Source organism: Halostella salina (assembly GCF_003675855.1).
Classification (GTDB): domain Archaea; phylum Halobacteriota; class Halobacteria; order Halobacteriales; family Natronoarchaeaceae; genus Halostella; species Halostella salina.
Genome location: NZ_RCIH01000003.1, coordinates 291530 through 316041, shown reverse-complemented (window position 1 = coordinate 316041; position 24512 = coordinate 291530). Strand labels below are relative to the sequence as shown.

Genomic DNA, 24512 nt, shown 5'->3' with positions numbered 1-24512 from the left:
CAAGTAAAGTTAGGCCTCGCAGAGCCGCCGGAAGTTCTCGAACAGCTCCTCGCCCTCCTCGGTGTGCGCGACCTCGGGGTGCCACTGGACGCCGTACAGGTCTCGGTCCGTGTCGCTCATCGCCTCCACGTCACACACGTCGCTCCGCGCGGTGAGTTCGAACCCGTCGGGGAGCTCGGTCACCTCGTCGGCGTGGCTCGCCCAGACGCGCGTCTCGGGCGCGAGCGACCCGGTAAGGGGGTCGTCGGCGTCCAGCACGTCGACGGTCACGTCGGCGTAGCCGCCGTACTCGCCGCTGCCGACGCTGCCGCCGAGTTCGTCGGCCATGAACTGCATGCCGAGACAGATGCCGAGCACCGGCACGTCCAGGTCGAGGTACTCCGCGCACCGGCCCACGTCGTCCATGTCGGGGCCGCCCGAGAGAACGACGCCGTCGGCGTCTATCTCGTCGGCCGGCGTGTCGTTGTCGACGAGGTCCGCGTCGACGCCCATGTCCCGGAGCGCGCGCTGTTCGAGATGCGTGAACTGCCCGTGGTTGTCCACCACGACGATCCGCGTCATTACGCCCTCGTAGCCGCCCGGCGGGTAAAAGCGGTCCGGAGTGGCCGCCCGGTCTGGCCGGGGGGCCTCTGCGCTCGGCGTCGCCCACCGGCGGCCCGTTGTCGACCCTCGGTTCTCGGTACTACTATGTCGGCCGCGCCCGACGGTGCCGGTATGCTCGACTCGCTGGCGGAGTACGACCACCCTGCGTGGCGGACCGCGATCGGCACCGGCGTCGGCTACGGGCTGATCCTCGTTGCGATGACTGCGCTGCTGTTTGGCCTGCCGTATCTCCTCTTCCTGTCGCTGTAGACGACGGTTCAGTCGCCGTCGCCTCGCGCGTCGCTACGAGGCTCGGAAGCGCGCGCTACGCAGCGGAAACAAGAAAACCGGGAGAACGGAAGGACCTCAGGCGAACGTCTTCGACACGTCCTCCTCCTCCGATTCGGCCTGGATCTTCTCGTAGGCCTCCTCGAAGTCGGACTGGCGGATCTCCGTGCGGTCGTCGCGGATGGCGAACATCCCGGCCTCGGTGCAGATGGCCTTCACGTCGGCACCGCTGGCGTCGGCGGCCATCTCGGCGAGCGCGCCGAAGTCGACGTCGGCGGCGGTGTTCATGTCGCGGGTGTGGATCTCGAAGATGATCTCGCGACCCTCGTGGTCGGGCTTCGGAACCTCGATGAGGCGGTCGAACCGGCCGGGCCGGAGGATGGCGCGGTCGAGCATATCGAACCGGTTCGTCGCCGCGATGATGCGGATCTCGCCGCGGTCCTCGAAGCCGTCCATCTCCGAGAGCAACTGCATCATCGTACGCTGGACCTCGGCGTCGCCGGAGGTCTTCGACTCCGTGCGCTTTGCCGCGATGGCGTCGATCTCGTCGATGAAGATGACGGCCGGCTCGTGCTCGCGGGCGACCTGGAACAGGTCACGGACCAGCTTCGCGCCCTCGCCGATGAACTTGTGGACGAGTTCGGAGCCGGCCATCTTGATGAACGTGGCGTCGGTCTCGTTGGCCACGGCCTTCGCCAGCATCGTCTTCCCCGTCCCCGGCGGGCCGTACAGCAGGACGCCACTCGGCGGCTCGATGCCGACCTCGTCGAAGGCGTCGGGCTTGTTCAGCGGCATCTCGACGGTCTCGCGGACCTCCTGCATCTGCTCTTCGAGCCCGCCGATGTCGGCGTAGGTCACGTCCGGGCTCTCGCTGACCTCCATCACGCGGGCGCGGACGTCGGTCTCGTCGTCGAGCGTCTTGACGACCGAGAGGGAGTTGTTGACCGCGACGCGGCTGTCGGGCTCGATGTCCGCGCGCATCTCGTCGGTGACCTCGGTCAGCGCCTCCTGGTTGTTGCCGTGCTGCTTGATGATGACGCCCTCGTCGGTCACCTCCTGCACCGTCGCGACGAACAGCGGGGACTGCTTCAGCTTCTTGTTCTCGTGGGTGAGCCGCTCCAACTTCTGCTGGTACTTGTTGTTCTCAGCGTTCGCGTCGAGGAGCTTGTCGCGCATCTCCTCGTTTTGGGCCTCGAGGACCTCCAGGCGCTCGCGCAACGCCTCGATCTTTTCCTGTTGGGACGTGTCCTCCTCGTCGTACGGGAGGTCGACGTCTTCCACGGTGTCGGTCATCACCCCGGGATAAGGGGTTGTCTCATAAAAGCCTGCGGGTGGGGGTGATCCGGGGGCGCACACCGCCGGGATCGACGGTGTTGCCGGGTGACAACGCTGCGGTTCGTCCCTTCCCTGGTATTCTCTATAGTAATATTTTGAAAGAGGTAATATTATTACGCTGTATTCACTATGACGGTGTACGATGAGTGCATCAGAGCCAGCACGGCCCGAGGAAACCGATCCCGCGGCATCGTGGGACGACGTCCGTGACCTGCCGCCGAGCGCGAAGCTCGTTGCGAAGGTCCTCGAGTACAACGACACCCTCACGCAGAGCCAGCTCGCCGAGGAGACGCTGCTACCGCCCCGGACCGTCCGGTACGCGCTGAACCGGCTCGAAGAGGTCGACGTGGTCGCGTCCCGGTACTCCTTCTCCGACGCCCGGAAGCGCCTCTACACGCTCGACATCGAGTGATCACCGGGGAACCCGGACCGTCACTCCGTCCGGTCGAGAAACGCCCTGAGCGTCCGGTTGAACAGGTCCGGACGCTCCCGCGGCGGCCAGTGCCCGCAGTGTTCGAACGCCGCCAGTTCCCCGTCCGGCACTCGCTCGGCGGCCCGCTCTGACCACGAAACGGGGATCAGCGGGTCCTCCCTGCCGTGGACGAACAGCGTCGGCGGCCGGAGGTCGGCGAAGTCGTCGACGAAACTCGTCCGGACGCGGTCCGGCGAGAACTCGTGACGGAGGTAGGCGAGGAACTCCTCCCCGGCGTCCGGTCGCCGGAGGCGCTCCCCGACGGCAGCGACGAACTCGTCGTCGACGGCGTCGGCGTCGTACACGATGTTCCGTAACGCCGCCCGCGCGCCGAGCGGGCTGGTGGCAAACGCCAGCCGGCCGACGGCGTTGGCAAACGGCGCGTTGGCCAGCAGGTACGACCCGATCCCGCCGGGGACCGCGTCGGCCAGCCCGTAGCTGTCGACCAGCGCGAGGCGGTCGACCCGTTCCGGATCCCGGACGGCGACCGAAAGCGCCGCCGCGCCGCCCATCGAGATGCCGACCAGCGTCGCCGAATCCAGCCCGACCGCGTCCAGAAAGCCCGTGAGCGTCCCGGCGTACAGGTCGGTCGTCGGGGTCGTTTCGGACGGGTCGCTCTCGCCGTAGCCGGGCCAGTCGAGCGCGTACACCCGGTGGTCCTCGGCGAAGTGGGGGATCGCGTGCTTCCACGACACCGCGGCGTCGTCGACGCCGCCGCCGTGGAGGAACAGGAGCGGCGGGCCGTCGTCGCCGGCCCGCAGGTAGCGGATCCGCCGGCCGTCGACGGTGGCGTACAGCGAGTCGGCCGCCGGCACGGCCTCGCTCCGGATCATCCGCCGAACTCGGCCTCCGTGACGCGGACGGTCACCGTCTCCTCGACCTCCCGGAGGTCGTACTCGGGCACCTCGCCGTCGGTGCGCCGGACGAACAGCGGTTCGACGAGGCGGCCCTCGTCGACGCCGTACAGCCGGAGGTACTCGTCGGTGTCGGCGGGCGTCACGTCGTCGTTCCGGACCGCCTCCGCGAGGTCGCGGGAGAGCCACTCCGTCTCGCTGACGCTCGGGTCGCGGACCAGGGCGGCGTCGGCGTAGCGGACCAGATACCAGTTCAGGTCGTTCAACAGCGACACCGCCGCGCCGACCGAGACGGTCGAGAGCGCGAGCGTGTTCTCGTACGGCTGGCTGAGGTCGTACGTCGACAGCGCCTCGCGGGCCGTCTCCCGGGAGAGGAGTTCGAAGCGGAGGTCGACGTCGTCGGCACCGACGAGACAGACGCGGGTCACTACGTCCAGTTGGTCCCGGGTCGGTAATGTGGATTTCGCTCCGTTGCGGTCGAACCCCCGTGCGTCAGGGCTCGACGCGCTCGGCCCGTTCGGCCGCTCGCGCTGCCCGCTCGAACAGGTCGTCCGGCTCCGCCCGTCGAAGCGGCTCGATCCGTCCGTTCGTCTCGGGCTGGTCCGGAGCGAAGCGGTTACAGCCCGCCGGGATGGTCGAGTCCCGGAAGGTGCCGATCGCCCGCGCCCGCTCGGTGATGTCGTGTTTGTCCAGCGTCAGCAGCGGCCGGTGGACCGGGAGATCGACCGCGCGGCTGGTGACGCCGAAGTTCCGGGCGGTCTGGCTCGACTTCTGCCCGATCGCTTCGCCCGTGACGATCCCGGATGCGCCCTCCCGCTCGGCGATGGCCTCGCCGACGCGGTAGATGAACCGGCGGAACGCGAGCATCCGCCCCTGTTCCAGTTCGTCGGCGAGCAGGGCGACCGTCTCGCCGGCCGGCACCCGGTACGGCCGGAGGTCGAAGTTCGGGGCCAGGTCGGAAAGCGTCCGGACCGTCTCCATCGCCCGGGCCGCGTGGTCGGGACCGCCGTAGTCGCCCAGGTCGACGTAGACGGGAACGACCGGCGCGCCGCGTTTCATCGCCTCGTAGGCGGCCACCGGCGAGTCGATGCCGCCGCTGACCAGCGCGACGAGGGGTGCCTGACTGCCGAGGGGGAGACCTCCGGGACCGGGTCGCTTTTCGAGGAAGACGAACGCGTCGCCGTCCTCGCGGCACTCGACGTAGAAGGTCAGGTCGGGGTCGTCGAGGTCGACCTCGGGGTCGAACTCGTCGGCGACGGCGTCCCACACGGCCTGCCCGCCGAACGTCTCGACGTCCTCGCTCGTGAACGACAGCGAATCGCCCGCCCGGCGAGCGTCGACGGCGAACGTCCCACCGTCGTAGCGCTCCCGGGCCGTCCGCGCCAGCGCGTCGACGATGGCGTCCCGCTCAGCCGGGACGACGAGCGCCGGGCTGGCGGAGACGACGCCGAACGCGTCCGTCGCCGTGTCGGTCGCCGCCTCGACGGTGTCGGGGGTGGCGTGAACCAGCGGGCGCGTCCAGCGGCGTTCCACGTCGGCGTCGACGCCGCGGTCGGCCAGGAGCGCCGAGATGTTGTCGACGAGGCGGCGCTCCATGTCGCGCTGGACGCCCCCGCTCTTCCCGTTGATATCGCCGTGGCGTACGACGACGGTGTCGGCTCCCGGGGGGTGCATACCAGGGGGTTGCAGGTAGGGAAATAAACAGGCTTCGGGCGCGGCCCGCCGGCCGCAGTTCAGAACGTCGACAGCTCGCCGGCGATGACCTGCTCGGTCACGTCGGTGACGTTCGCCAGTTCGTCGTCGACGATGGGGACGACCTCGTCCTCGATGTCGCCGACCGAGACGCCGTCCTCCGTGACGACCTCAACGTCGGCGATGTGGGGCTGGTCGATGGGGCGGCCGATCTGGCTGAGCAGGCGGACGCGCAGGTCGCGGATGCCGTCGACCTCCGCGACGACGCTCTCGGCGATGCTCGTCGACAGGAGGTTGTAGATCTTCCCGATGTGGTTGACCGGGTTCTTGCCGCTTGTCGCCTCCATGCTCATCGAGCGGTTCGGCGTGATGAGCCCGTTGGCGCGGTTGCCCCGGCCGACGGAGCCGTCGTCGCCCTGCTCGGCGCTTGTCCCCGTCGTCGTGAGGTAGATCGAGCCGTCCTGATAGTCGTCGGCGGTGTTGACGTGGACGGTCACGTCGCGGTCGGTGTAGTCGGCCGCGAGCGTCTCGACGTGGTCGCGGATCCCCTCGACGACGGCGTCGTACTCGTCCAGGTCGTCGACGTAGCTGTCGACGATCGCGGCGGCGACGGTGACGTCGATGTGGTCGCCCTGTCGCTTGCCCATGATCTTCACGTCGGGACCGACCGCGGGGTTGGCCGCGGCGTACTCGCCGGTGAGGCTCCGCTCGGCGTTCAGGACGATCCGCTCGGTCTCGGTCAGGGGCGCGTGGCCGACGCCGAAGGAGGTGTCGTTGGCCATCGGGACTGTCTGGCCCTCCTCGCCGAACACCTCCTGCAGGTCACCGCTCCCCTCGCCGAGCTTCACGTCGACGATGATGTCGGTGCCGACGTCGAGTTCCGGGAAGTGGTTCGAGAGGTACTCGCGGGCGGCCCGGAGCGCGATGGTCTCGGCGGGGATGCGCGTGCCCTGATACTCCTTGGTCGCGCGCCCGACGATCAGCAGGTAGATCGGGTCGATGACCTCGCCGCCGCCGAACTCGGGGGCCGCGGTGCCGGCGACCAGCTGGGTCTCGTCGGTGTTGTAGTGCAGCACCTTCCCGACGCGGTCGATGTACTCGCGTGCCAGCGCCCCGGAGACGCACTCGGCGACGCCGTCGCAGATAGAGTCGGGGTGACCGATGCCTTTTCGCTCGACGATCTCCACTTCCTGGTCCTCGACTGCGCGTCGGTCGATCGACTCGACCGCGATGTTCCGCTCGCTCATTGCCGGACGTTCTCCTTTCGTGGTTCTATAACTTCCGGAAACCGGCGGATGGAGGAAAATGCCGGACAGTAATTCCGAGCGGCCGCCTCACTCCAGCAGGAGGCCGAGATACGACGTGCGGATCCCGTCGTCGGGATCGAGCCCGAGTCGGTCGAGCAGGTCGAACGCCCCCTCGCGTGCCGCCGCGACGCCCGCCTCGTCGGTCTCGGTCTCAACCTCGACGAACTCGCCGAGCCCGTCGACCGAATCGAGCGTGACGACGTAGCCGTCGACGGCGTAGCGCTCGCGCTCCTTCCGAACCGTGGCGGCCGGCTCGAAGCCGAGTCCGTCGAGTACGTCGGCCATCGTCTCGCCGTCGGCGACGCCGGTCTCGAACTCCTCGCGGGTCTTGGACGCGTCGTCGACGAGCGGTCCCTTGTAGGTGACGCGCGCCTCGAACGCGTCGCCGTCGGCGGGGCGCTCCCGGCGGATCCGGAGCGCCTCGTCGGTCGCCGCGAAATCCCTGTGGGGCGCGTCGTAGTAGGTGTCCTCCTGCACGACCGCGCCGACGCGCTCGGCGTCGAGTTCGTCGAGTTGGTCGCGGACGGCGTCGTGGTCGGCCCGGACCTTCACCTCCACCTCGTACATGGCTTCGGGGACGGCCAGCGGCGGCAAAAGGGTGACCGTTTCGCCCGAGAGCGGCGGTCGCGCCGGAAAACGTGGTCCTTAAATGGCGACCGACAGTGGTACGAGGTATGAGCGAGGAACCAGAGGCCGACACGGCCGATGAAGCGGACGCCACCGAGGGCGAGGAAGACGTCGAGCAGGAGGAGGGACTCCAGCAGGGCGACTTCGTCCGCCTCGACTACACCGCACGCACAGCCGACGGCGGCCAGCTCGTCGACACGACCGACCCCGAGGTCGCCGAGGAGGAGGGCGTCGACGAACAGGAGCAGACGTTCGAGCCCCGCGTCGTCGTGCTCGGCGAGGGCCACATCTTCGCCGACGTCGAGGAGGACATCTACGGCGAGGAGGTCGGCGCGTCCGGCGACGTGACCGTCGCCGCCGAGGACGCCTTCGGCGAAAAGGACGAGGAGGAGGTCCGCACCGTCAGCGCCGACAAGATCCCGGAGGACGACCGCTACCCCGGAGCACACGTCGACATCGACGGCCAGCACGGCCACGTCGAGACGATCATCGGCGGCCGCGCCCGCGTCGACTTCAACCACCCGCTCGCCGGCGAGGACGTCGAGTACGAGTACGAGGTGCTCGAAGAGGTCGAGGACCGCGTCGAGCAGGCACAGGGGCTGATCGGCATGTACGTCGACGCCGACCTCGAGATGTGGATCGAGACCGACGAGGTCGAGGAGGAGGTCGAGGTCGAACCCGACGAGGACGACGAGGACGCCGAACCCGAGTTCGAGACCGAGACCGTCGAGAAGGAGACGCTGTACATCGAGTCGACGCCCCAGCTGGCGATGAACCAGCAGTGGATGATGTCGAAACAGCAGGTCGCACAGGACGTGGTCGACCGGCTTGACCTGGACCGCATCATCGTGCAGGAGACCCTCGGCGAGGGTGCCGGCATGATGGGCGGGATGCCCGGCATGATGGGCGGCGGCATGGGCGGCGGCGACATCGAGGACGCCCTCGAGGACGCCGACGTCGACGCCGACGAGATCGTCGACGAACTCGAAGACGCCGAGGAGTAATTCGGTCCGAACGGAACGTTTTTCTTCCGAGCCAACGCGAGCGAACGTATGCCCTCCAGTCATATCTCTCGACGGCGGTTCGGCCTCCTCGGCGCGACCGGTATCGCGGGAGTCGCGGGCTGTAACGTGCTCGAATCCGACGACGGGGTGAACGCCCCGGACACCGACCGCTGTCCGGATGGGGGAGAGTAACGTGCCGGACTTCCGGTCATTACTCGGCGACGCCCGCAGCGTCGCCGGCAGCGTTCCGATACTCGCCGCCGTCCCGTTCGTCACGGCGCTGCTCGCGATCGATAACGTGCGGCGCGCGGCCACGACCGGCGGCTACGACTTCCACCTCGGCGTGGCCTTCAGGTTCCCGACGGCGGTGGTCGACCTCTGGGCGTTCGTAAGTCTTCCCGCCGCCGGCGCGGGCGTTCGCGTCGCCGAACCCGTGTGGCTGATCCCGGTCTTCGTGCTGGTCCAGAGCGCGCTGGCGGCGGGCTACCTCGGGAGCATCGACCAGTGGATCGAGGAACGGCGGTTCGACTTCCTGCGAAACGTGGAGCGACACGTCCGGGGGATACTCGGCTACAACGTCCTCGTCTGGGCGGTTACGCTAGCCGTCCTCGGGTTCGGCCTGCTCGCCGGCCCGCTTCTGCTCGTGCTCGTTCCGGCGTTTCTCCTGTTCAACTACCTGTTTTTCGCCGCGCCGTACCTGATCGTCGTCCGGGGCGACGGCGTTGGCGAGGCGCTGGGGCGAAGCTACGAGTGGGCGGTCGCCGGCGACGAGTACTTCGCCTTCGCCGTCCAGTTCCTCGTCGCCGTCGCGCTCGTGTCGGTGCCGACGACGCTGGTCGCCGCGAACTTCGGTATCGTCGGAGTCGCGGTCGCAGCGCTCTGTACCGCGCCGGTCGGGCTGACGTTCTCGGCGGCGACGACGCTGTTCGTCCGTGCGAAGACGGGGTAGGCGGGCGGACTACGCGATGTCGCGGCTGGTGTCGATGGCGACTTCCTCGGTCAGTTCGAGCTTGATGGTCTCGCTCAGCGCCTGTCCGCCGCGGAACTTCGGGACGGCGAGGCGGTTCACCATGTCGGTTCCCTCGACGCGGGTCTCCAGATCGAACACCACGTCGGCCATGTGTTCGGTCGCGTCGCGGTTCTGCGGCGGGTCCTGCCCGTCGAGGCAGTGGAGGATGGCGATCGAACCGGTGTTGACCATGTGCGTCTGCAGTTCGTTGAGAAACGTGCGGTAGCGGGGCCGTTCCCGGCGTTCGAGCGGGTCGACCGGGTCGATTATCAGGTTCGCTCCTTCGGGGAGCGCCCGGATGAGGCGGTTGGCCTCGTCGAGCGGTTCGCTCCCGCCGACGTCTCTGACCGTCGGACTCCCGGTACCGGTGTTCGTCGCGTCGATGGCGTCCTGTACCGCCTGGTCCGATCGGTGGGTCGTGAGATACAGGGTGCCGCGCGCGGCCGTTAGCTCGTACAGCAGGAGTTCCGCCTGGCTCGCAGGCGAGGCGGTGAGTGCGATGATGTTCCCGGCGGGAACGCCCCCGTTCAGCTTCCTGTCGAGGACGTCGATACCCGTCTGCAGCCGGCCCGCCATGATACGTGCAAGAGACAGTCGGACTTGTTAACCTTTTTGGCCCTGTCCGGAGGTGTGAATTAATTGACGAGCGGTGTCTCGCTACCCACCCCGACCGCTTCTGCTACCCGGCGGAACGCGGCTTTCGTGTCCGAGCATCGAAGCGGGGCCGCCCCGCCGTCCGGGACGGCGACGGTCGTATCGACGCCCAGCAGTTCCCCGACGCCGTCCGGAACGGCCTCCGACTGGACGACGACCGCTCCCGCGGGCGGCGCGCCGAGTTCACGGGCCATCGCCGCGGTTTTGGCGGCGTCCCGCAGGCTTTCGGACGTCGGCAGCGACACGAGCAGCGTCGCGTCCGCGGCGCGGAGCGGGGCGGCCGCGTCCGGGCCCGCACCCGCAGGACAGTCGAGCAGGACGCGTTGATCATTCGCCGCGACTGCCGCGAACGCGGCGGCGGGGTCGTCCGGCCGTTCCGACGGTGCGGGGAGTACGCGAACGCCCGCAGTCTGCGGGTCCGGATGTGCGAGCGATGCAGCGGATTCGTCGCCGACGGCCGCCAGCGACGGCTCCGCCGGGACGCCGGCGAGCGCGTGCAGGTTCGGCATGTCCAGGTCGACGTCGACCGCGAGCACGCGCCGCCCGGCGTCGGCCAGCGCCCTGGCGAGCCCGAGCGTGGTCGTCGTCTTGCCGCAGCCACCCTTTCCGCCGGCGATAGCGATCACAGGTGGGCGTCGCCGCGGGATCGCGTATCAACCTTCGGTCCGACCTGTCGCGGGACGGAAGGATGGGGGGATTCAAGGGGGCCGGGTGAGCCTCACTAGGCGATGCGGCACGACCATCTCGTCACGGCAAAGCAGTTATCGCGGGCGGACATCGAAACCGTCCTCGACCGCGCCGCGGAGATCGACGCCGATCCGGGCGCGTTTCGGGACCGACACGCCGGGGCGCTGCTCGGCCTGCTGTTTTTCGAGCCGAGCACCCGGACGAAGATGAGCTTCGAGGCGGCGATCAAACGGCTCGGCGGGGACGTGGTCGACATGGGGTCGGTCGAGTCCTCCAGCGTGAAGAAGGGGGAGAGCCTCGCCGACACCGTTCGGGTGATCGAGGGGTACGCCGACGCGCTCGTTCTGCGTCACCCGCGGCAGGGCGCGGCGAAGATGACGGGGGAGTACGTCGACGTGCCCCTGCTGAACGCGGGCGACGGGGCGGGCCACCACCCGACACAGACGCTGCTCGACCTGTACACGATCCGGGAGAACGCCGGACTGGACGACCTCACCATCGGCATCATGGGGGACCTGAAGTACGGCCGGACGGTCCACTCGCTGGCCCACGCGCTGACGAACTTCGACGCCCACCAGCATTTCATCAGCCCGGAGAGCCTCAAGCTCCCCCGGAGCGTCCGGTACGACCTCCACGAGGCCGGCGCGTCGGTCCGGGAGCACACGGAACTGGAGACGGTCCTGTCGGACCTCGACGTGCTGTACGTCACCCGGATCCAGCGCGAGCGGTTCCCCGACGAGAACGAGTACCACGCCATCGCCGGCGAGTACCAGGTCGACGCCGACACGCTCGCGGCCGCGAAGGACGACCTGACCGTGATGCATCCCCTGCCGCGGGTCGACGAGATCGCCGCCGACGTCGACGACACCGACCACGCGACGTACTTCGAGCAGGCGCACAACGGCGTCCCGGTTCGCATGGCGCTGCTCGACCTCCTCCTGGGTGATTCGGCATGAGCGAACACGAACTCCGCGTCAGCAAGATCCGCGACGGCACCGTGATCGACCACATCTCGGGCGGGCAGGCGCTGAACGTCCTCGCCATCCTCGACATCGACGGCACCGGCGGCGAGGAGGTCAGCATCGGGATGAACGTCCCAAGCGACCGCCTCGGTCGGAAGGACATCGTGAAAGTCGAGGGGCGGGAACTGAGTCAGGACGAGGTCGACGTGCTCTCGCTCATCGCGCCGGAGGCGACTATCAACATCGTCCGCGACTACGACGTGGTCGACAAGCACCGCCTCGAACGCCCCGCGGAAGTCACCGGCGTCCTGACCTGTCCGAACCGCAACTGCATCAGCACCGACGACGAACCGATCGACTCGAAGTTCGCCGTCCTGCCGGACGGCGTCCGCTGTGAGTACTGCGAGACGATCGTCCGCGACGGCATTCCGGACCTCATCGACTCGGCGTAGGTCGTCCCAGAAATTCTATATACCTGCGCCACCTACCTGTTTGTATGTCAAGGAAAGTCAAATTCCTGCTCGCCCTGGTACTGATCGTGGTCGCCGTGAAGTTCGTCTCGGGCGGCGACGCGCCCGACGAGATCGAGTACGACGAAGCGTAACCGACGGGCCGTAACGGAACTTCTTACCGACGCCGCCGCGTAGCGAGTCGCATGTACGGCGTCGTCACGCGGAACGAGGAGGAACTTGAGTGGGGCGAGTTCGACCGCGGGTTCTACGAGGTCAAAGACGTCACCGGCCGTGCGGCGGAGCCGCTGGAGAGCGGCGTGAACATGATCTCCTGTTTCGGCGACACGGCGGCCGGCGAGTCGAACCCCGAACTCGTCCCCGTCAGTGAGGACGGCGAGCGGGCCACGCGGGAGCAGCCGTACTTCGACTGGGGGTTCGTCTGTCCGTCCCGGGAGCGGTACCGGGAGGGCCTGCTGGAGATGGTCGACGACTGCGTCGCGGCCAACCCCGACGTTCGGCTCGACGACGTGGGGTTCCCCCGGGCCGAGTACTGCCACTGCGAGGTCTGTGACGAGCGGTTCGCCGACAGCGAGTTCGACGACCGCTACGCATGGCGGGCCGACGTTATCACCGACTTCGTCGCCGAGGCCGCCGACCGGATCCCGGGGCGGACGTACCTCACGCTCTACCCCGACCCCTACCCGGGCCACCTGTACGAACGGGCCGGCCTCGACCTCGACGCCCTCGCCGACCACGTCGACGAGTTCGTCGTCCCGCTGTACGATATGGCCTACGAGACGACGTACTGGCTGGAGACGATCGCCAGCGGCTTCGCCGACCTGCTCGACGCCCCCTTCAGCGTCGAACTGTACGCGGTCGACGTCGACATCGACAACCTGATCCACGCGGCCGAGGTCGCAGCCGAGTACGGCGAGTCGGTGCTGTTCGGCTACGATGCCAGCAACGCCCGGGCCGCCGTTCGCCGGATGCAGGCGGACGCGCAGGACGGGGAGAGCTACGGCGGCTGACTGATCGGACGGTGACGAGACCGGACGCTATCCCGAAATCCTTCAGCCACTAGCTGATGGCTGTATCAGGCGACGTACCGCACTTTCTCAGAGCCAGAAACACCCGGTAACATTGATAGGTCAGTCCTGTCAACGCGTTCGTACCGATGGAACGATCGACGCACGCCGCCGCTGGTCCTCCCTCCCCGACGACCGCACCGGAGGTGGTGCGACCGTGAGCATCGCCGACTCCGACCGGATCCTGGACCGCGTGGCAGTCCGCACGGTTCTGATTGCCGGCCTCGTCGGCGGGACGCTCGTCCCGGTGTACTTCCTCCTGCTGGCCGACGTGACGCCGCTGGCCTGGGACTTCCGGGCGTACTACCACGCCGCCGAACTGTTCGCCCGAGGCGAACCCTTCGTCGGCGCGAAACCGCCGGTCGGCGGCGGGGAATGGGTGTACCCACCGATCGTGGTGGTGCTGTTTGCCCCCCTGTCGGCGTTTCCGACGTGGGAGAGCGCGTACGCCGCGTTCACCGTGGTGAACCTCGGGCTGCTGGCGCTGACCGCCGCGCTCATCGTCCGGATCGTCGAACACGTTCGCTGTGACGACCTGCCGGCCGTCGACCGGACGCTGCTCGGCCTGTTCGTGCTCGGGAACACCTTCGCCGCGGTCGTGATCGGCCAGGGACAGATCGACCCCCTCGTCTGTGTCTGTCTCGCCGGCGGGTTCCTCGCGCTCGAACGCGGCCGGGACCACACGTCCGGCGTCCTCTTCGCGCTCGCGTCCGTCGTGAAGGTGTTCCCGGTCGTCGTCGGTCTCTGGCTGCTCCACCGCCGTGCGTATCGCGCGGTGGCCGCCGCCGTCGGTACGGGGCTGGCTGCGGTCGCCGCCAGCGTCGCGCTGTTCGGCGTCGACACCCACCGGGCCTATCTGGAGTTCGTCCTCCACGAGCGCAGTCGATTCTCCGACGCCGCGGCCGGGATCGACCCCAACTACTCGGCGCTGACGCTCCACCGGCCGCTGTCGGTGCTCGTGCCGGACCTCCCGGCGGTCGCGTATCTCGCGCTCGCGACCGTAGCCGTCGCTCCGGCCGTCGCCGCGTGCGTCCTCCACGCCGAAACCGTCACGGACCGCCTCGTCGGATTCCTCGCGACGCTGGCTGCCGCGCTGCTTGTGACGCCGGCGACGATGATCCACCATGCGGTCTACCTCCTCGTTCCGCTGCTTCCGCTGCTCTACGGCATAGAGCGGCCCGGCGTCCGCAGGGCGCTCTGTCTCGGCACCCTTCTGATGCTGTTTCCAGTCCTCCCCGGACAGATCCACCGGACGTTCGCCGTCAGCGACGCACCGGCCGTCGTCACCTCCGGCGTGATGCGCGTCGTCACCCCGGTGCTGTCGGTCGGGACCGTGACGCTGTACGGTCTCCTCGTCGTGCTGGCCGCCTGCGTCAGCTATCGGCGCTGGTCGTCCGACGAGCCGTCCCCGTCGCTCGGTCGCCGGAGCGACTGAATGGATCCATTTTTGTCTCCGCCGGGGATACGGACGAGCATGAGCTTCGAAGAAGACGACCGCGTGGTTCTGCACGACGAGCACAGCGAGCACGACGGGGACGAGGGCACCGTCACGCAGGTGATGGACACGATGTTCGGCGACAGTACGTACACCGTCAGCTTCGAGGACGGGCAGGAGACCGGCGTCCCCGAGGACTCGCTCGAAGCGGTCGAGGAGTAACGCCCGCCGATGGCGAGCGTCCCCTTCCACTACGTCGACCTCCGCGCGTTCTGCTACGCCACCGAGGACGAGAAGCGCGTCGAGGGGGCGCTCCGGAGCTTTCTCCCCGAAGAGTTCCCCGTCGAGCGCGCCGAGAGCGAGGGCCACCACGGCGACCGCATCGTCGTGCTGTCGGCCCGTGTCGAGAACGCCGATGGGATCAGACACGTGCTCGACCGGGTGATGGAACTCGGCGACATCGACCGCCTCGTCGACGAACTCGACGACCGCGTCACCGAGAACTGCGAGTTCTTCGTCCACCTCGACAAGCAGGCCGCGTTCAACGGCGACGTCGAACTCGGCGAGGGGATCACCTTCCGCGCGAAGGTGGAGGCGTACCCTGCCAAGAAGGCGGCCGCCGTCGAGAACGCCCGCGAGGCGCTCACCCGGGAGTAATCCCCGCAACGTTAACGCCCGCGGCCGCCGAACCGTCGGCCATGATCACAAGCGAGCGGATGGCCGCCGTGGACGCAAACGCCGCGGCGCTCGGCGTCCCGCGGAAGCAGCTCATGGAGTCGAGTGGCAACGCGGTCGCGCGCGAGGTCCGGGAGGTCGCCGACCCCGGCGACGCTGTCTGTATCGTCGCTGGACGGGGGAACAACGGCGGCGACGCCTTCGTCGCCGCCCGCTTTCTCGACGAGTACAACGTGACTACGCTCCTGCTCGGCCGCGCCGAACGGATCGGCACCGACATCGCTCGGGCGAACTGGGACGCGCTGACGGCCGCGGAGGCCGACACGCGAGAGGTCACCGACTCGGCTGACTTCGAACTCCCCGACGCCGACGTTATCGTCGACGCGATGCTCGGCACCGGCGTGACAGGGGCGCTCCGCGAGCCCGAGGCGACGGCGGCCGCGGCGATCAACGACGCCGACGCGACGGTGATCGCGGTGGACGTGCCGTCCGGCGTCGACGCGGACACCGGCGAGAGCGACGGCGTCGCGGTCGAGGCCGACCGTGTAGTGACGTTCCACGACGAGAAGCCTGGCCTGTCCGAACTGGACGCCCGGGTCCGGGTCGCGGACATCGGCATCCCCGACGCTGCCGAACTGTTCGTCGAGCGCGGCGACTTGCGGACGCTCTCGCGGGACCCACAGAGCCACAAGGGCGACCACGGCGAGGTGCTGGTCGTCGGCGGCGGCCCCTACACCGGCGCACCCGCACTGTCGGCGCAAGCGGCGCTCCGGGCGGGGGCCGACCTCGTCCGGGTCGCCTGTCCGGAATCCGTCGCCCGCGAGGTGCAGGGGTACGAGGAGAGCCTCATCGTCCGCCCGCTGCCGGGCGAACGCCTGCGTGCGGGCCACGTCGACCGACTGCTCGACTTGGCCGCCGACCACGACGCCGTCGTGTTCGGCCCGGGACTCGGCGACGCCGAGGAGACCGGCGCAGCGGCCCGGGAGTTCCTGTCGTCGTTCGACGGCACCTGCGTCGTCGACGCAGACCCGCTCCGCGAGGTGCCGGACGTGGAGACGGACGCCGAACTGGTCTGTACGCCCCACCAGGGCGAACTGGTTGCGATGGGCGGCGAGACGGCCGACGACTGGCGCGAACGCCGGGACCTGGTCGAGCGGTTCGCGGCCGACCTCGGCCACACGCTGCTGGTGAAGGGAGCGTACGACGTGATCTCGGACGGCGACCGAACCCGGGTCGGACGCACCGGCAACCCCGGCATGACCGTCGGCGGCACCGGCGACGTGCTCGCCGGGATCACCGGCGCGCTGGCGAGCATCCGGGACCCCGTGACGGCGGCCGGCCTCGCAGCGTACGTCAACGGTCGAGCCGGCGACCTCGTCGTCGAGGAGCAGGGGTACGGGCTGCTGGCGACGGACCTGCTGGACCGGGTTCCCGAGGCGATGTGGGGTGACGACGAATGAGCGACGACCTGACTCACACGGACGACGACGGCGACGTGCAGATGGTCGACGTTGGCGACAAGCCCGACACGGCGCGGCGAGCGGTCGCACGCGGGACTATCCGCCTCCAGCCCTCGACGGTCGAGGCGGTTCGCGAGGACGGGATCGGGAAGGGCGACGTGCTCGCGACGGCCCGCGTCGGCGCGGTCCAGGCCGTCAAGCACACCTGGGAGACGATCCCGATGTGCCACCAGATCCCCATCACGAACGTCGACACCGAGTTCGACGTGGGCGACGACCGGATCGAGCTGACGGTCGCCGTCGAGACGACCGGCAAGACCGGCTGCGAGATGGAGGCGCTGGAGGGAGTGACGACCGGCCTGAACGTCGTCTGGGACATGGTGAAGGCGGCCGAGAAGGACGCCGAAGGGGAGTACCCGGAGACCGGGATCGGCGACGTGGAAGTCGTCGAGAAGACGAAGCGGCCGCTGGAGTAGGGCGAGCAGGCGACGCAAGCGACCCGTGGGGCGGTGCGTCGCGCAACCGCTCGACGCCCCACGGCGACGGTCAGGTCACGGCGGGGTTGGCCGCGGCTTCGCGGATAAACCTGCGGTGGGGGCGAAGGTTTTCCGTGTCACCGGTGCTTGCCAGTGTATGGACACGCCGTTTACCGATCTGGTCGGTGTCGACCACCCCCTCGTGCAGGCACCGATCGGGAGCGCGACGTGCCCGGAACTGGCCGCCGCAGTGTCGAACGCCGGCGGACTCGGCCACCTCGCGGTCACGTGGCGAGGGGTCGACGAGACGAAGCACGCGATCGATCGCACCCGTGAACTGACTGACCGCCCGTTCGCGGTCAATCTCGTGCTGGACGAGGCGACGACCCGGCATCCGACGGAGGACCACCTCGCCGCCTGTCTGGACGCGGGGGCGGAAGTCGTCTCCCTGTCGTTCGGTAACGCCGCGCCGTACGTCGACCAGGTGCACCAGGCCGGCGGCGTCGTGTTCCAGACCGTCGGAAGCGCCGCCGAGGCGCGGGAGGCGGCGGCCGCCGGCGTCGACGCCGTCGTCGCACAGGGCTGGGAGGCCGGCGGCCACGTCCAGAGCGACGTAGCGACGATGCCGCTCGTTCCGCGGGTCGCCGACGCCGTCGAGGTGCCCGTCGTTGCGGCGGGCGGCATCGCGGACGGGCGAGGGGTGGCCGCGGCGCTCGCGCTCGGTGCCGACGCGGCGTGGCTGGGGACCCGGTTCGTGGCGACCGAGGAGGCGAACGTCCACCGTGCCTACCGGGAACGGGTCGCGGCGGCCGACGAGACGGACACGGTCCACACCGAACTGTTCGACAAGGGGTGGCCGGGGACCCCGCACCGCGTGGTCGAGAACGACACGGTCGAGGGCTGGACCGACGCCGGTGAGCCGGAACCCGGCGACCGACCCGGCGAGGACGAGGTCGTCGCCACGACGGGCGACGGGGAGTCGATCGAGCGGTACGACGAGGCGCTCGCGACGCCGGACGTGGCTGGCGACATCGACGCGATGGCGCTGTTCGCTGGGCAGAGCGCGGGACTGACGGGGGCGGTCTCGCCCGCTGCGACCGTCGTCGCCGACCTCGTCGACGAGACGGAAGCAGCGATAGACCGTGTCTCGGGCCGTCGGTCGTAGCTCAGCCAAGACTCTTCCGCGTGCCGAGTCAACTCCGGGTATGCCGAACCTGATGGACACCTACATCGAGAACCGGAGCCGCGTGCAGCCGAACCACGCCAACAATCTCGGAACGGTCCACGGGGGGAACGTGATGAAGTGGATGGACGAGGTCGGCGCGATGTCGGCGATCCGATTCGCCGGCCAGTCCTGCGTGACGGCCAGCATCGACCATATGGATTTCCAGCGCCCGGTCCCGACGGGGGACACCGTCGTCGTCGAGGCGTACGTCTACGGTGCGGGGAAGACGAGCGTCAGGACACGGATCCGGGCGTTCCGCGAGAAGCCAGAGACCGGCGAGCGCGAGCAGACGACCGAGTCGCGGTTCGTCTTCGTCGCGGTCGACGAGGACGGGTCGCCGTCGCCGGTGCCCGACCTGTCGGTCGACTCGGGACGCGGCGAGGAGCTACTGGCGGCGGCCGAGGAGATGGAGCAGACGGAGATGGATTAGGCGGACTCGGGGACCGACAGGTCGGACGCCTTCGCGCGAGACTGTTCGACGACGGTCGGCCGGGCCTCGAACTCGACGACCACGTCGCCGTCGCCGTACGTCACGTCGTCGACGCGGGCGTGGTCGTGGAGCCAGGAGACGACGCTCATCGTGTCGTCGGTCATCGGCATCACGAGCGTCTCGCGCTCCCAGTCGGGCAGTTCCCGGTCGATGCGGTCCCGGAGGCGGTCCACGTCGATCCCCTCCTTCCCGCTGACCGCGATGGGGTTCGGCGCGAGCGCGGACAGTGCCTCGCGCTTCTCGGCGAGTTCCTCGTCGTCCACGAGGTCGATCTTGTTCAGGACCGTGACGATGGGCGCTTCGTTGCGCTCGTACAGCGTGTCGTGGGAGGTGACGAGCTTCTCGCGGATCGCCTCCACGGACTCGCTCACGTCGACGACGAGCAGGACGAGGTCGGCCTGATACACCTCGTCCAGCGTCGACTTGAACGACTCGACGAGCCAGTGGGGCAGGTCGCTGATGAACCCGACGGTGTCGGTGAGCAACACGTCGCGGCGGTCCATGTCCATCCGGCGCGTGGTGGTGCCAAGCGTGGTGAACAGGCGGTCCTCGGACTCGGCGGTCTCGTCCAGATCCGGGTGGAGGTCCTCGTTCTCGTCGACGTCCAGGTCCTCGGCGAGGCGGCGCATCAGCGTCGACTTGCCGGCGTTGGTGTAGCCAGCGAGCGCGACGAGGTCGAAGCCGGACTCGCGGCGCTGGGCGCGGCGCTGCTCCTCGGTCCGCTCGATCTTGTCGAGTTCGTCCTTGATCCGGCTGATCTGTGCCTTGATGTCCTGTTCGCGGCTCTCGTCGTACTCGCCGAGCCCCATGAACCCGGGGCGCTCGTCGCGCTTGGCGAGGCTCGCCTTCGCCTCGGCGCGGGGCAGTTCGTAGCGCAGCTCCGCGAGTTCGACCTGTAGCTGCGCCTTCCGGGTCTGTGCGCGCTGCCCGAAGATGTCGAGAATGAGCGTGAACCGGTCGATAACCTCGACGCCTTCCGGGAGCTTCTGACCCAGGTTGAACGTCTGGTACGGCCCGAGGCGGTTGTCGAAGACGACCGCGTCGGCGTCGGTCCGATGGACCGTCGCCGCCAGCTCCTCGACTTTCCCCTCACCCAATTCGAGCGCCGGGTCCTCCGTCCGGGTCTGGGTCACCTCGCCGGCGACCGTGTAGCCGGCGGCGCGAGCCAGGTCGCGGATCTCCCCGGTGTCGGCCGTCCCGGAGTCGACGCGTTTTGCGATGATGGCCTTCATGCTGGTGCTTGCGATATCGCCGTCACCCTTTCACGGAGCTACGGGTTCGACCTATTTAAACCCGGGCCGCACCGCCGACTGTTCCGATACCTTACTATTCTGCCATGGGTTCCGGACCGGTATCGCGGGACACTGCCGTGAACTGACAGCCCAACGGGACATCCCACAAAACTAATACCATCTAGCTCCCGTCGTATCGGATATGGTAGCAATCGATCCACAACAACTCGGCCTCGAGTTCGGTAGCGGGGCCTTCATCGGAGCCATCATCGGCTTCGCCGCCAAGAAGATCGCCAAGATACTGGCGATCATCGTCGGGCTCGAACTGGCGCTGTTCAAGTTCCTCGAAGCGAAGGGGATCCTCTCCGTCGACTGGAACCGCCTCTCCGCCGGCCTGCTGAAGACCGGCGAACAGGTGCAGGACCCGGGCTGGATCGCCCCCATCCTCTCTACGATGTCCATCGGCGTCGGCTTCACCGGCGGCTTCCTGGTCGGCTTCAAGAAGGGATAGCGCCGCGCTGCTGTCGTCACTCATTTTACCGCGCTCCACGAAGCCGACATCGACCCATGAGCGATGATGCAGACTCCGAAGGGGCGGGGCGACGGAGCCCGTCGAAGGACGGCGAGGCGGTCGCGGACGTGCCCGTGCTGCGGCGCGTCGCCACCGAGACGGATGGACTGCTGACGATCGAAACGTCGGACGCAACCGCCTGGTGTCCGTACGAGGGCACCGCGGACTACTACGAGGTCACCCTGGAGTACTGCCCGGACGAGTACGTGGTCGAACTGATGAGCTACCGGGATTACATGCAGACGTTCCGGGACCGCGAGATCGGCCACGAGGAGTTTGCGGCCGAGGTGTACGACGACCTGCTGACGCTCCTCGACCCGGAGTGGCTCCGGCTGACGGTCGAGGCACCGCCGCGGTACGGGCTTGAACTCACCCTCCGTCACCAGACGGGGCCGAAGCCGGCGTCCCTACAGGACGCCGCGACGGTGACGCAATGACCCGGACAACGGGGACTCACCGAGGAGTAAAACGGCTGTCCGCAGTGGGTTAGCGGGTGCTGATCTCGTCCTCGTCGCGGACGATCCGCGTCTCGGCTTCGCCGCTCGTGATCTCGTTGACGGTGTCGTAGAAATCGTTCTGCAGGCCGGCCGGGAACGTCAGCACGCCGATCCACGAGCCGTCGGGCTGCCACTCCTCGCGTTCGAGGTCGCCGTACGACCGGATCTTCGCCTGCGCGCTGCCGGCGTGGTCCGCCGGGACGTTCACGGCGACGGTCACCTCGTCGAACCGGATCGGGATGACCGGCCGGAGGTCGTCCAGCGCCTCGTCGACCTGACTCTCGACGGGTTCCATCGGGTCGACGGTGAAGCCGGCTTCCTCCAGCGCGCTCTCGATGCGGTCGGGCGGGTGGGGCGCGTCGTCCATCTGTGGGTTGACGGCGTTGCGCGCGATGCGCTGGATCAGCTGTTTGCGCTTCTGTTCCTGCATCTCGCGGCGCTGCTCGGCGGTGATCTGGATCTCGCCGCGCTTGATGACCTCGGGGATGATCTCCAGCGGTTCGGTCGTCCCGAACACGTCTTCCAGGTCGCTCTCGGCCGGGCGGTCCCCCCTGCTGGCGTTCTCGAACACGTCCTCGGCCGCGATCACGTCTTCGAGGTCGCCCTCGAACTCGTCGCGTGCTATCTCCAGGGCTGCGTCGGGGTCGACGAGCACCTCGAAGCGCGCCCCGTGGGATTCGAGCCGCGCCGTCACCGCGTCCTCCAGCGAAATCATATCGGGCAGTAACGCGGCCCGGGTAAAAGGTGTTTCCCGCGAGAAATCGCCGGACGGGATTACTCGTCGGCGTCGTCCGACTCGCCCTCGGTGTCGGCGTCCTCGGGCGTCTCGTCGGCCAGCAGGTCGTTCTCGACGAGGTACTCCTCGATCTCGTCGTCGGTCAGCGAGATGTAGCTCTCGGACTCGCCGTCGACGGTCGCGAGACCCAGTCCCTGCGGGGAGAGCCCGCCGTCGTTGACCGAGGCCAGCGCCTCAAGCGCGAGCTTGATCCCGCCCTCGAGGTCGGCGTCCTCGTCGTAGTTGTCCTCCAGGTACTCCTGGATCTCGCCGCGGTCCGCGCCGACGGCCAGCGCCTTCCATTCGTAGGGAGTCCCCGACGGGTCGGTCTCGAACAGGCGGGGCTCGCCGTTGTCGATGCCGCCGACGATCAGCGCGACGCCGAACGGGCGCGCGCCGCCGACCTGGGTGTACTGCTGGATGTGGTCGGTGACCTCCTTGGTCAGCGTCTCGACGCCGACCGGCTCGCCGTAGCGGATCTGGTTCACCTGCGCGCGGCGGCGGGCGAAGTCGATGAGCTGGCGGGCGTCGGCGACGTGGCCCGCGCTCGCGATGCCGACGTGGTCGTCGGCCTTGTGCAGTTTCTCGACGCTCGTGCCTTCCAGCAGCGGCGACCGGATGCGCTTGTCCACCGCCAGCACCACGCCGTCGCTGGTTCGCACCCCGATGCTCGCCGTGCCTCGCTTGACCGCCTCTCGCGCGTACTCCACCTGATAGAGGCGTCCGTCCGGCGAGAAGATCGTGATCCCGCGGTCGTAGGCCTGCTGTTGGGCTTGTCCCTGCATAGTATCACTCGAAATCGAGTTCCGTCGCGCCCGCAAACGAGCCGTCGAGCCGCACGTCGTACGCGTCGTTCCGGCCGACTGCGGCCCGCTCCTCGTTCTCGAACACGACCGTGCTCTGGCCGGGAACTTCCGGACGGCGTCCTAAATACTTTTCTTCACAGGCGCGGACGGTGCCGCTCGTCCCGCGGACGGCGACGCCGACGGGCTGGTCGTCGACCGCGTCGACGCAGGCGACCGCGGCCCGCGCGTCGTCGGCGTGGCCCCGGCGTGCACGGACCACGGTCTCGCCGTACCCGTCGGAAAAGTCGAAGTCCAGCACGGTGAGGTCGGCGTCGGCGGCCCCGGCGTCGCCGAGCAGGTTCTGCCCGGCGTACCACAGCGCCCGCTGGAACGCGCCGCGGTCGATCTCGGCGTCGGGCCAGCCCTCGACAGTGACGGCGAGGTACCGCCACCGCGGCCGCAGGTGCTTCGGGAGGTGTTTCATCCGTCGTCGGTCCCGTCGGCTGCGAGGTCGTCCCCGACCGCGCCCGCAGCGTCCGGCGCGCGCTCGGCGGCGAGGACGCCGACCTGTTCATGAACCATCTCGACTGCGGTCAGCGCGAAGCCGGCGTCCGTCAGCGCGTCCGCGAGGACGCCGACGGTCGCGGGGTCGTCGACCTCGGGGCTGTAGAACGGCTCGTCGGGGTCGGGGTTGCCGAAGAACATCACGTCGCCGACCACGACCCGTCGCGGTTCGAGCGCGGCGATGGCCGCGATCGCCTCGCGCTTCTCGTCGTCGCTCAGGTGGTGCATGGCGAAGTTCGTCGTCACCACGTCCACGTCGGCGTCGTCGGGCGCGTTCGAGTCGCGGAACCGCCCCTCGCCGAACTCGGCGTTGTCGATCCCCCGGTCGGCCGCCTTCGTCTCGGCCTGCTCCAGCATCCCCTCGCTGATGTCGCGGCCGATCACGCGGCCGGCGTCGGGCGCGAGCGCCAGCGCGATGGCCCCGGTACCGGTGCCCAGATCGAGGACGGTGTCGTCCGCCTCCGGCGCGGCGTGGTCGACGACCAGATCCGCGCAGGCCCGGTACTCGTCGGACTTGTGCTCGTCGTACTCGTCGGCCTTCTCGGAGAATCGCTCGGCGTGTTCCTCAAGGCTCTTCTTCATACCGGCCACGTTCGACCCCCGGCTCAATGAACGCCTCGGACTGGTGCTCGCGGTTGCGCTCCGCGAGGCGGCCCCACTCCCGGAGCCCCGTCCGGACCTGCTCGGCCGAGAAGCCGACCGCCTCGCCGACCGCGACCAGCTCCCGCGGCGCGCGGAGCTGGAGATGTGATGCCGGGTCGGCGCTGACGACGTATGGGGCATCGTAGTGTTCGACGACCTCCCGAAGCTTCCGGAGGTCCGACAGCGCCTGCACCCGCCGGCCGCCGCTCGCCCGCAGGACCGGCGAGAGGTCGAACTCCACACGGACACCGTTCTCGCGGGCGGCTTTGGCTAGCACGTGGTTGAAGTCGCCGTCGCCGGCCATCGGATGGGCCAGCACGTCGACGCGGGGCTGTTCGACGGCGAAGCGGTTCAGCGCGGGCGTCCCGCCGTGGAGCGCGAGCACGGTCACGTCCCGCCGGTAGTTGCCGACGTAGCCGCTCGCCGCCTCCGGGTCGTCCGCCCGCACTTCGAGGCCCTCGACCACGTCGACGCCGTACTCGTCGGCGACGCGCTCGGCGTCGTAGTCGGCGCGGGCGTCGCCGTGGTTGCGGACGACGACGCCGTCGAAGCCGTAGTCGGCCGCGGTGCTGGCGAGCCGCGCGACCGTGCTGTCGCCGTCGGGGCGGGCGTGGACGCCCTCGTACATGGTTCGAAAGCGGGCGGGGCGGGCCTTTGCAGTTGCGGAACCGCGGT

32 protein-coding genes are annotated in these 24512 nt (G+C 68.9%); 17 read left to right on the top strand and 15 right to left on the bottom strand.

Going from position 1 to position 24512, the window contains the following annotated elements; all coding sequences use genetic code 11:
* Positions 1–9: 9 nt before the first annotated feature.
* A complete protein-coding gene (locus D8896_RS07655) occupies positions 10–561 on the bottom strand; it encodes a GMP synthase subunit A (RefSeq protein ID WP_121821502.1) in 552 nt (183 codons plus the stop codon).
* Between the two features lie 153 nt (positions 562–714).
* Between D8896_RS07655 and D8896_RS19295 the strand changes: the two genes are divergently transcribed.
* Positions 715–852 (top strand): hypothetical protein, encoded by a 138-nt coding sequence (locus D8896_RS19295; protein ID WP_162991496.1) that lies wholly within the window; start codon positions 715–717, stop codon positions 850–852.
* Between the two features lie 96 nt (positions 853–948).
* On the opposite strand, the gene pan1 is transcribed toward D8896_RS19295, so the two are convergent.
* Complete coding sequence (pan1, locus tag D8896_RS07650; protein ID WP_121821501.1) at positions 949–2163, bottom strand: proteasome-activating nucleotidase Pan1; 1215 nt, start codon at positions 2161–2163, stop codon at positions 949–951.
* A gap of 184 nt (positions 2164–2347) precedes the next feature.
* Between pan1 and D8896_RS07645 the strand changes: the two genes are divergently transcribed.
* Positions 2348–2617, top strand: coding sequence for a MarR family transcriptional regulator (locus D8896_RS07645; RefSeq protein ID WP_121821500.1), 270 nt, complete (start codon positions 2348–2350; stop codon positions 2615–2617).
* A 20-nt stretch (positions 2618–2637) separates the two neighbouring features.
* Here the strand turns inward: D8896_RS07645 and D8896_RS07640 are convergent, their stop codons facing one another.
* The 5 genes from D8896_RS07640 to cyaB all read right to left on the bottom strand — a co-directional run bounded on the left by D8896_RS07640 (position 2638) and on the right by cyaB (position 7097).
* Positions 2638–3510 carry an alpha/beta fold hydrolase gene (locus D8896_RS07640; RefSeq protein ID WP_121821499.1) on the bottom strand — a complete coding sequence of 291 codons (873 nt, stop codon included), beginning with the start codon at positions 3508–3510 and terminating at the stop codon, positions 2638–2640.
* Positions 3507–3959, bottom strand: a complete 453-nt coding sequence (locus D8896_RS07635) for a DUF5804 family protein (RefSeq protein ID WP_121821498.1) — start codon at positions 3957–3959, stop codon at positions 3507–3509. Before D8896_RS07635 ends, D8896_RS07640 begins: the two co-directional genes overlap by 4 nt.
* Positions 3960–4023: 64 nt before the next feature.
* Positions 4024–5205, bottom strand: a complete 1182-nt coding sequence (locus tag D8896_RS07630; RefSeq protein WP_121821497.1) for a tRNA sulfurtransferase — start codon at positions 5203–5205, stop codon at positions 4024–4026.
* A 59-nt stretch (positions 5206–5264) separates the two neighbouring features.
* Positions 5265–6470 carry a methionine adenosyltransferase gene (locus D8896_RS07625; RefSeq protein WP_121821496.1) on the bottom strand — a complete coding sequence of 402 codons (1206 nt, stop codon included), beginning with the start codon at positions 6468–6470 and terminating at the stop codon, positions 5265–5267.
* Positions 6471–6557: 87 nt separating this feature from the next.
* Positions 6558–7097: a class IV adenylate cyclase gene (gene cyaB / locus D8896_RS07620; RefSeq protein ID WP_121821495.1), complete on the bottom strand. Its 540-nt coding sequence runs from the start codon at positions 7095–7097 to the stop codon at positions 6558–6560.
* Positions 7098–7204: 107 nt separating this feature from the next.
* Between cyaB and D8896_RS07615 the strand changes: the two genes are divergently transcribed.
* From D8896_RS07615 to D8896_RS07610, 3 genes are read left to right on the top strand one after another with little or no spacing between them, the layout of a single operon-like run.
* The gene (locus tag D8896_RS07615) at positions 7205–8161 is read left to right on the top strand and encodes an FKBP-type peptidyl-prolyl cis-trans isomerase (RefSeq protein WP_121821494.1); all 957 of its coding nucleotides are present in this window, start codon (positions 7205–7207) and stop codon (positions 8159–8161) included.
* Positions 8162–8209: 48 nt separating this feature from the next.
* Positions 8210–8353 carry a hypothetical protein gene (locus D8896_RS19290; protein ID WP_162991495.1) on the top strand — a complete coding sequence of 48 codons (144 nt, stop codon included), beginning with the start codon at positions 8210–8212 and terminating at the stop codon, positions 8351–8353.
* On the top strand, positions 8340–9110 hold the full coding sequence (locus tag D8896_RS07610) for a hypothetical protein (RefSeq protein ID WP_162991494.1): 771 nt from the start codon (positions 8340–8342) through the stop codon (positions 9108–9110). Before D8896_RS19290 ends, D8896_RS07610 begins: the two co-directional genes overlap by 14 nt.
* 9 nt (positions 9111–9119) lie before the next feature.
* Here the strand turns inward: D8896_RS07610 and D8896_RS07605 are convergent, their stop codons facing one another.
* Together D8896_RS07605 and D8896_RS07600 are read right to left on the bottom strand one after the other, a co-directional pair.
* On the bottom strand, positions 9120–9746 hold the full coding sequence (locus D8896_RS07605; RefSeq protein ID WP_121821492.1) for an RAD55 family ATPase: 627 nt from the start codon (positions 9744–9746) through the stop codon (positions 9120–9122).
* A gap of 59 nt (positions 9747–9805) precedes the next feature.
* On the bottom strand, positions 9806–10450 hold the full coding sequence (locus D8896_RS07600; protein ID WP_121821491.1) for a MinD/ParA family ATP-binding protein: 645 nt from the start codon (positions 10448–10450) through the stop codon (positions 9806–9808).
* Between the two features lie 102 nt (positions 10451–10552).
* Between D8896_RS07600 and pyrB the strand changes: the two genes are divergently transcribed.
* The 10 genes from pyrB (at position 10553) to D8896_RS07550 (ending at position 18711) form a co-directional block, all read left to right on the top strand.
* Entirely contained in the window at positions 10553–11467 is a 915-nt protein-coding gene (pyrB, locus tag D8896_RS07595) for an aspartate carbamoyltransferase (protein ID WP_121821490.1), read from the top strand.
* Positions 11464–11925 carry an aspartate carbamoyltransferase regulatory subunit gene (gene pyrI / locus D8896_RS07590; RefSeq protein ID WP_121821489.1) on the top strand — a complete coding sequence of 154 codons (462 nt, stop codon included), beginning with the start codon at positions 11464–11466 and terminating at the stop codon, positions 11923–11925. Before pyrB ends, pyrI begins: the two co-directional genes overlap by 4 nt.
* A gap of 203 nt (positions 11926–12128) precedes the next feature.
* Entirely contained in the window at positions 12129–12953 is an 825-nt protein-coding gene (locus tag D8896_RS07585) for a hypothetical protein (protein WP_121821488.1), read from the top strand.
* A gap of 214 nt (positions 12954–13167) precedes the next feature.
* Positions 13168–14445: a glycosyltransferase family 87 protein gene (locus tag D8896_RS07580; RefSeq protein WP_162991493.1), complete on the top strand. Its 1278-nt coding sequence runs from the start codon at positions 13168–13170 to the stop codon at positions 14443–14445.
* 39 nt (positions 14446–14484) lie between these two features.
* Positions 14485–14667, top strand: a complete 183-nt coding sequence (locus D8896_RS07575; protein WP_121821486.1) for a DUF1918 domain-containing protein — start codon at positions 14485–14487, stop codon at positions 14665–14667.
* 9 nt (positions 14668–14676) lie between these two features.
* On the top strand, positions 14677–15102 hold the full coding sequence (locus D8896_RS07570; RefSeq protein ID WP_121821485.1) for an RNA-binding protein: 426 nt from the start codon (positions 14677–14679) through the stop codon (positions 15100–15102).
* Positions 15103–15143: 41 nt separating this feature from the next.
* Entirely contained in the window at positions 15144–16580 is a 1437-nt protein-coding gene (locus D8896_RS07565; RefSeq protein ID WP_121821484.1) for an NAD(P)H-hydrate dehydratase, read from the top strand.
* Positions 16577–17056: a cyclic pyranopterin monophosphate synthase MoaC gene (moaC, locus tag D8896_RS07560; RefSeq protein ID WP_121821483.1), complete on the top strand. Its 480-nt coding sequence runs from the start codon at positions 16577–16579 to the stop codon at positions 17054–17056. Before D8896_RS07565 ends, moaC begins: the two co-directional genes overlap by 4 nt.
* Positions 17057–17213: 157 nt before the next feature.
* Positions 17214–18221 carry an NAD(P)H-dependent flavin oxidoreductase gene (locus D8896_RS07555; RefSeq protein WP_121821482.1) on the top strand — a complete coding sequence of 336 codons (1008 nt, stop codon included), beginning with the start codon at positions 17214–17216 and terminating at the stop codon, positions 18219–18221.
* Positions 18222–18261: 40 nt separating this feature from the next.
* Complete coding sequence (locus D8896_RS07550) at positions 18262–18711, top strand: acyl-CoA thioesterase (protein ID WP_121821481.1); 450 nt, start codon at positions 18262–18264, stop codon at positions 18709–18711.
* Here the strand turns inward: D8896_RS07550 and hflX are convergent.
* Positions 18708–20003, bottom strand: a complete 1296-nt coding sequence (gene hflX, locus D8896_RS07545; protein ID WP_121821480.1) for a GTPase HflX — start codon at positions 20001–20003, stop codon at positions 18708–18710. The two genes, D8896_RS07550 and hflX, sit on opposite strands and share 4 nt — an antisense overlap.
* 202 nt (positions 20004–20205) lie before the next feature.
* On the opposite strand from hflX, the gene D8896_RS07540 reads away from it, so the two are divergent.
* Positions 20206–20514: an FUN14 domain-containing protein gene (locus tag D8896_RS07540; RefSeq protein WP_121821479.1), complete on the top strand. Its 309-nt coding sequence runs from the start codon at positions 20206–20208 to the stop codon at positions 20512–20514.
* Positions 20515–20570: 56 nt separating this feature from the next.
* Positions 20571–21011 (top strand): hypothetical protein, encoded by a 441-nt coding sequence (locus D8896_RS07535; RefSeq protein ID WP_121821478.1) that lies wholly within the window; start codon positions 20571–20573, stop codon positions 21009–21011.
* Positions 21012–21060: 49 nt separating this feature from the next.
* Here D8896_RS07535 and D8896_RS07530 read toward each other — a convergent pair whose 3' ends face one another.
* Genes D8896_RS07530 through D8896_RS07510 form a run of 5 tightly spaced genes read right to left on the bottom strand, consistent with a single transcriptional unit; the run spans position 21061 to position 24465 of the window.
* The gene (locus tag D8896_RS07530) at positions 21061–21786 is read right to left on the bottom strand and encodes a ribosome assembly factor SBDS (RefSeq protein ID WP_121821477.1); all 726 of its coding nucleotides are present in this window, start codon (positions 21784–21786) and stop codon (positions 21061–21063) included.
* A 59-nt stretch (positions 21787–21845) separates the two neighbouring features.
* Positions 21846–22631 carry an archaeal proteasome endopeptidase complex subunit alpha gene (gene psmA / locus D8896_RS07525; RefSeq protein ID WP_121821476.1) on the bottom strand — a complete coding sequence of 262 codons (786 nt, stop codon included), beginning with the start codon at positions 22629–22631 and terminating at the stop codon, positions 21846–21848.
* Between the two features lie 4 nt (positions 22632–22635).
* Positions 22636–23115 (bottom strand): Rpp14/Pop5 family protein, encoded by a 480-nt coding sequence (locus tag D8896_RS07520; protein WP_121821475.1) that lies wholly within the window; start codon positions 23113–23115, stop codon positions 22636–22638.
* On the bottom strand, positions 23112–23777 hold the full coding sequence (locus tag D8896_RS07515) for a class I SAM-dependent methyltransferase (RefSeq protein ID WP_121821474.1): 666 nt from the start codon (positions 23775–23777) through the stop codon (positions 23112–23114). Before D8896_RS07515 ends, D8896_RS07520 begins: the two co-directional genes overlap by 4 nt.
* Positions 23761–24465, bottom strand: a complete 705-nt coding sequence (locus D8896_RS07510) for an RNase P subunit p30 family protein (protein ID WP_121821473.1) — start codon at positions 24463–24465, stop codon at positions 23761–23763. Before D8896_RS07510 ends, D8896_RS07515 begins: the two co-directional genes overlap by 17 nt.
* Positions 24466–24512: the final 47 nt, after the last annotated feature.

Excerpts from the sequence above, each read along its gene's own strand:
- D8896_RS07655 (WP_121821502.1), bottom strand. The coding sequence starts at position 561 with ATGACGCGGATCGTCGTGGTGGACAACCACGGGCAGTTCACGCATCTC.
- D8896_RS19295 (WP_162991496.1), top strand. The coding sequence starts at position 715 with ATGCTCGACTCGCTGGCGGAGTACGACCACCCTGCGTGGCGGACCGCG.
- pan1 (WP_121821501.1), bottom strand. The coding sequence starts at position 2,163 with ATGACCGACACCGTGGAAGACGTCGACCTCCCGTACGACGAGGAGGAC.
- D8896_RS07645 (WP_121821500.1), top strand. The coding sequence starts at position 2,348 with ATGAGTGCATCAGAGCCAGCACGGCCCGAGGAAACCGATCCCGCGGCA.
- D8896_RS07640 (WP_121821499.1), bottom strand. The coding sequence starts at position 3,510 with ATGATCCGGAGCGAGGCCGTGCCGGCGGCCGACTCGCTGTACGCCACC.
- D8896_RS07630 (WP_121821497.1), bottom strand. The coding sequence starts at position 5,205 with ATGCACCCCCCGGGAGCCGACACCGTCGTCGTACGCCACGGCGATATC.
- D8896_RS07625 (WP_121821496.1), bottom strand. The coding sequence starts at position 6,470 with ATGAGCGAGCGGAACATCGCGGTCGAGTCGATCGACCGACGCGCAGTC.
- cyaB (WP_121821495.1), bottom strand. The coding sequence starts at position 7,097 with ATGTACGAGGTGGAGGTGAAGGTCCGGGCCGACCACGACGCCGTCCGC.
- D8896_RS07615 (WP_121821494.1), top strand. The coding sequence starts at position 7,205 with ATGAGCGAGGAACCAGAGGCCGACACGGCCGATGAAGCGGACGCCACC.
- D8896_RS19290 (WP_162991495.1), top strand. The coding sequence starts at position 8,210 with ATGCCCTCCAGTCATATCTCTCGACGGCGGTTCGGCCTCCTCGGCGCG.
- D8896_RS07610 (WP_162991494.1), top strand. The coding sequence starts at position 8,340 with ATGGGGGAGAGTAACGTGCCGGACTTCCGGTCATTACTCGGCGACGCC.
- D8896_RS07605 (WP_121821492.1), bottom strand. The coding sequence starts at position 9,746 with ATGGCGGGCCGGCTGCAGACGGGTATCGACGTCCTCGACAGGAAGCTG.
- pyrB (WP_121821490.1), top strand. The coding sequence starts at position 10,553 with ATGCGGCACGACCATCTCGTCACGGCAAAGCAGTTATCGCGGGCGGAC.
- pyrI (WP_121821489.1), top strand. The coding sequence starts at position 11,464 with ATGAGCGAACACGAACTCCGCGTCAGCAAGATCCGCGACGGCACCGTG.
- D8896_RS07585 (WP_121821488.1), top strand. The coding sequence starts at position 12,129 with ATGTACGGCGTCGTCACGCGGAACGAGGAGGAACTTGAGTGGGGCGAG.
- D8896_RS07575 (WP_121821486.1), top strand. The coding sequence starts at position 14,485 with ATGAGCTTCGAAGAAGACGACCGCGTGGTTCTGCACGACGAGCACAGC.
- D8896_RS07570 (WP_121821485.1), top strand. The coding sequence starts at position 14,677 with ATGGCGAGCGTCCCCTTCCACTACGTCGACCTCCGCGCGTTCTGCTAC.
- D8896_RS07565 (WP_121821484.1), top strand. The coding sequence starts at position 15,144 with ATGATCACAAGCGAGCGGATGGCCGCCGTGGACGCAAACGCCGCGGCG.
- moaC (WP_121821483.1), top strand. The coding sequence starts at position 16,577 with ATGAGCGACGACCTGACTCACACGGACGACGACGGCGACGTGCAGATG.
- D8896_RS07555 (WP_121821482.1), top strand. The coding sequence starts at position 17,214 with ATGGACACGCCGTTTACCGATCTGGTCGGTGTCGACCACCCCCTCGTG.
- D8896_RS07550 (WP_121821481.1), top strand. The coding sequence starts at position 18,262 with ATGCCGAACCTGATGGACACCTACATCGAGAACCGGAGCCGCGTGCAG.
- hflX (WP_121821480.1), bottom strand. The coding sequence starts at position 20,003 with ATGAAGGCCATCATCGCAAAACGCGTCGACTCCGGGACGGCCGACACC.
- D8896_RS07540 (WP_121821479.1), top strand. The coding sequence starts at position 20,206 with ATGGTAGCAATCGATCCACAACAACTCGGCCTCGAGTTCGGTAGCGGG.
- D8896_RS07535 (WP_121821478.1), top strand. The coding sequence starts at position 20,571 with ATGAGCGATGATGCAGACTCCGAAGGGGCGGGGCGACGGAGCCCGTCG.
- D8896_RS07530 (WP_121821477.1), bottom strand. The coding sequence starts at position 21,786 with ATGATTTCGCTGGAGGACGCGGTGACGGCGCGGCTCGAATCCCACGGG.
- psmA (WP_121821476.1), bottom strand. The coding sequence starts at position 22,631 with ATGCAGGGACAAGCCCAACAGCAGGCCTACGACCGCGGGATCACGATC.
- D8896_RS07520 (WP_121821475.1), bottom strand. The coding sequence starts at position 23,115 with ATGAAACACCTCCCGAAGCACCTGCGGCCGCGGTGGCGGTACCTCGCC.
- D8896_RS07515 (WP_121821474.1), bottom strand. The coding sequence starts at position 23,777 with ATGAAGAAGAGCCTTGAGGAACACGCCGAGCGATTCTCCGAGAAGGCC.
- D8896_RS07510 (WP_121821473.1), bottom strand. The coding sequence starts at position 24,465 with ATGTACGAGGGCGTCCACGCCCGCCCCGACGGCGACAGCACGGTCGCG.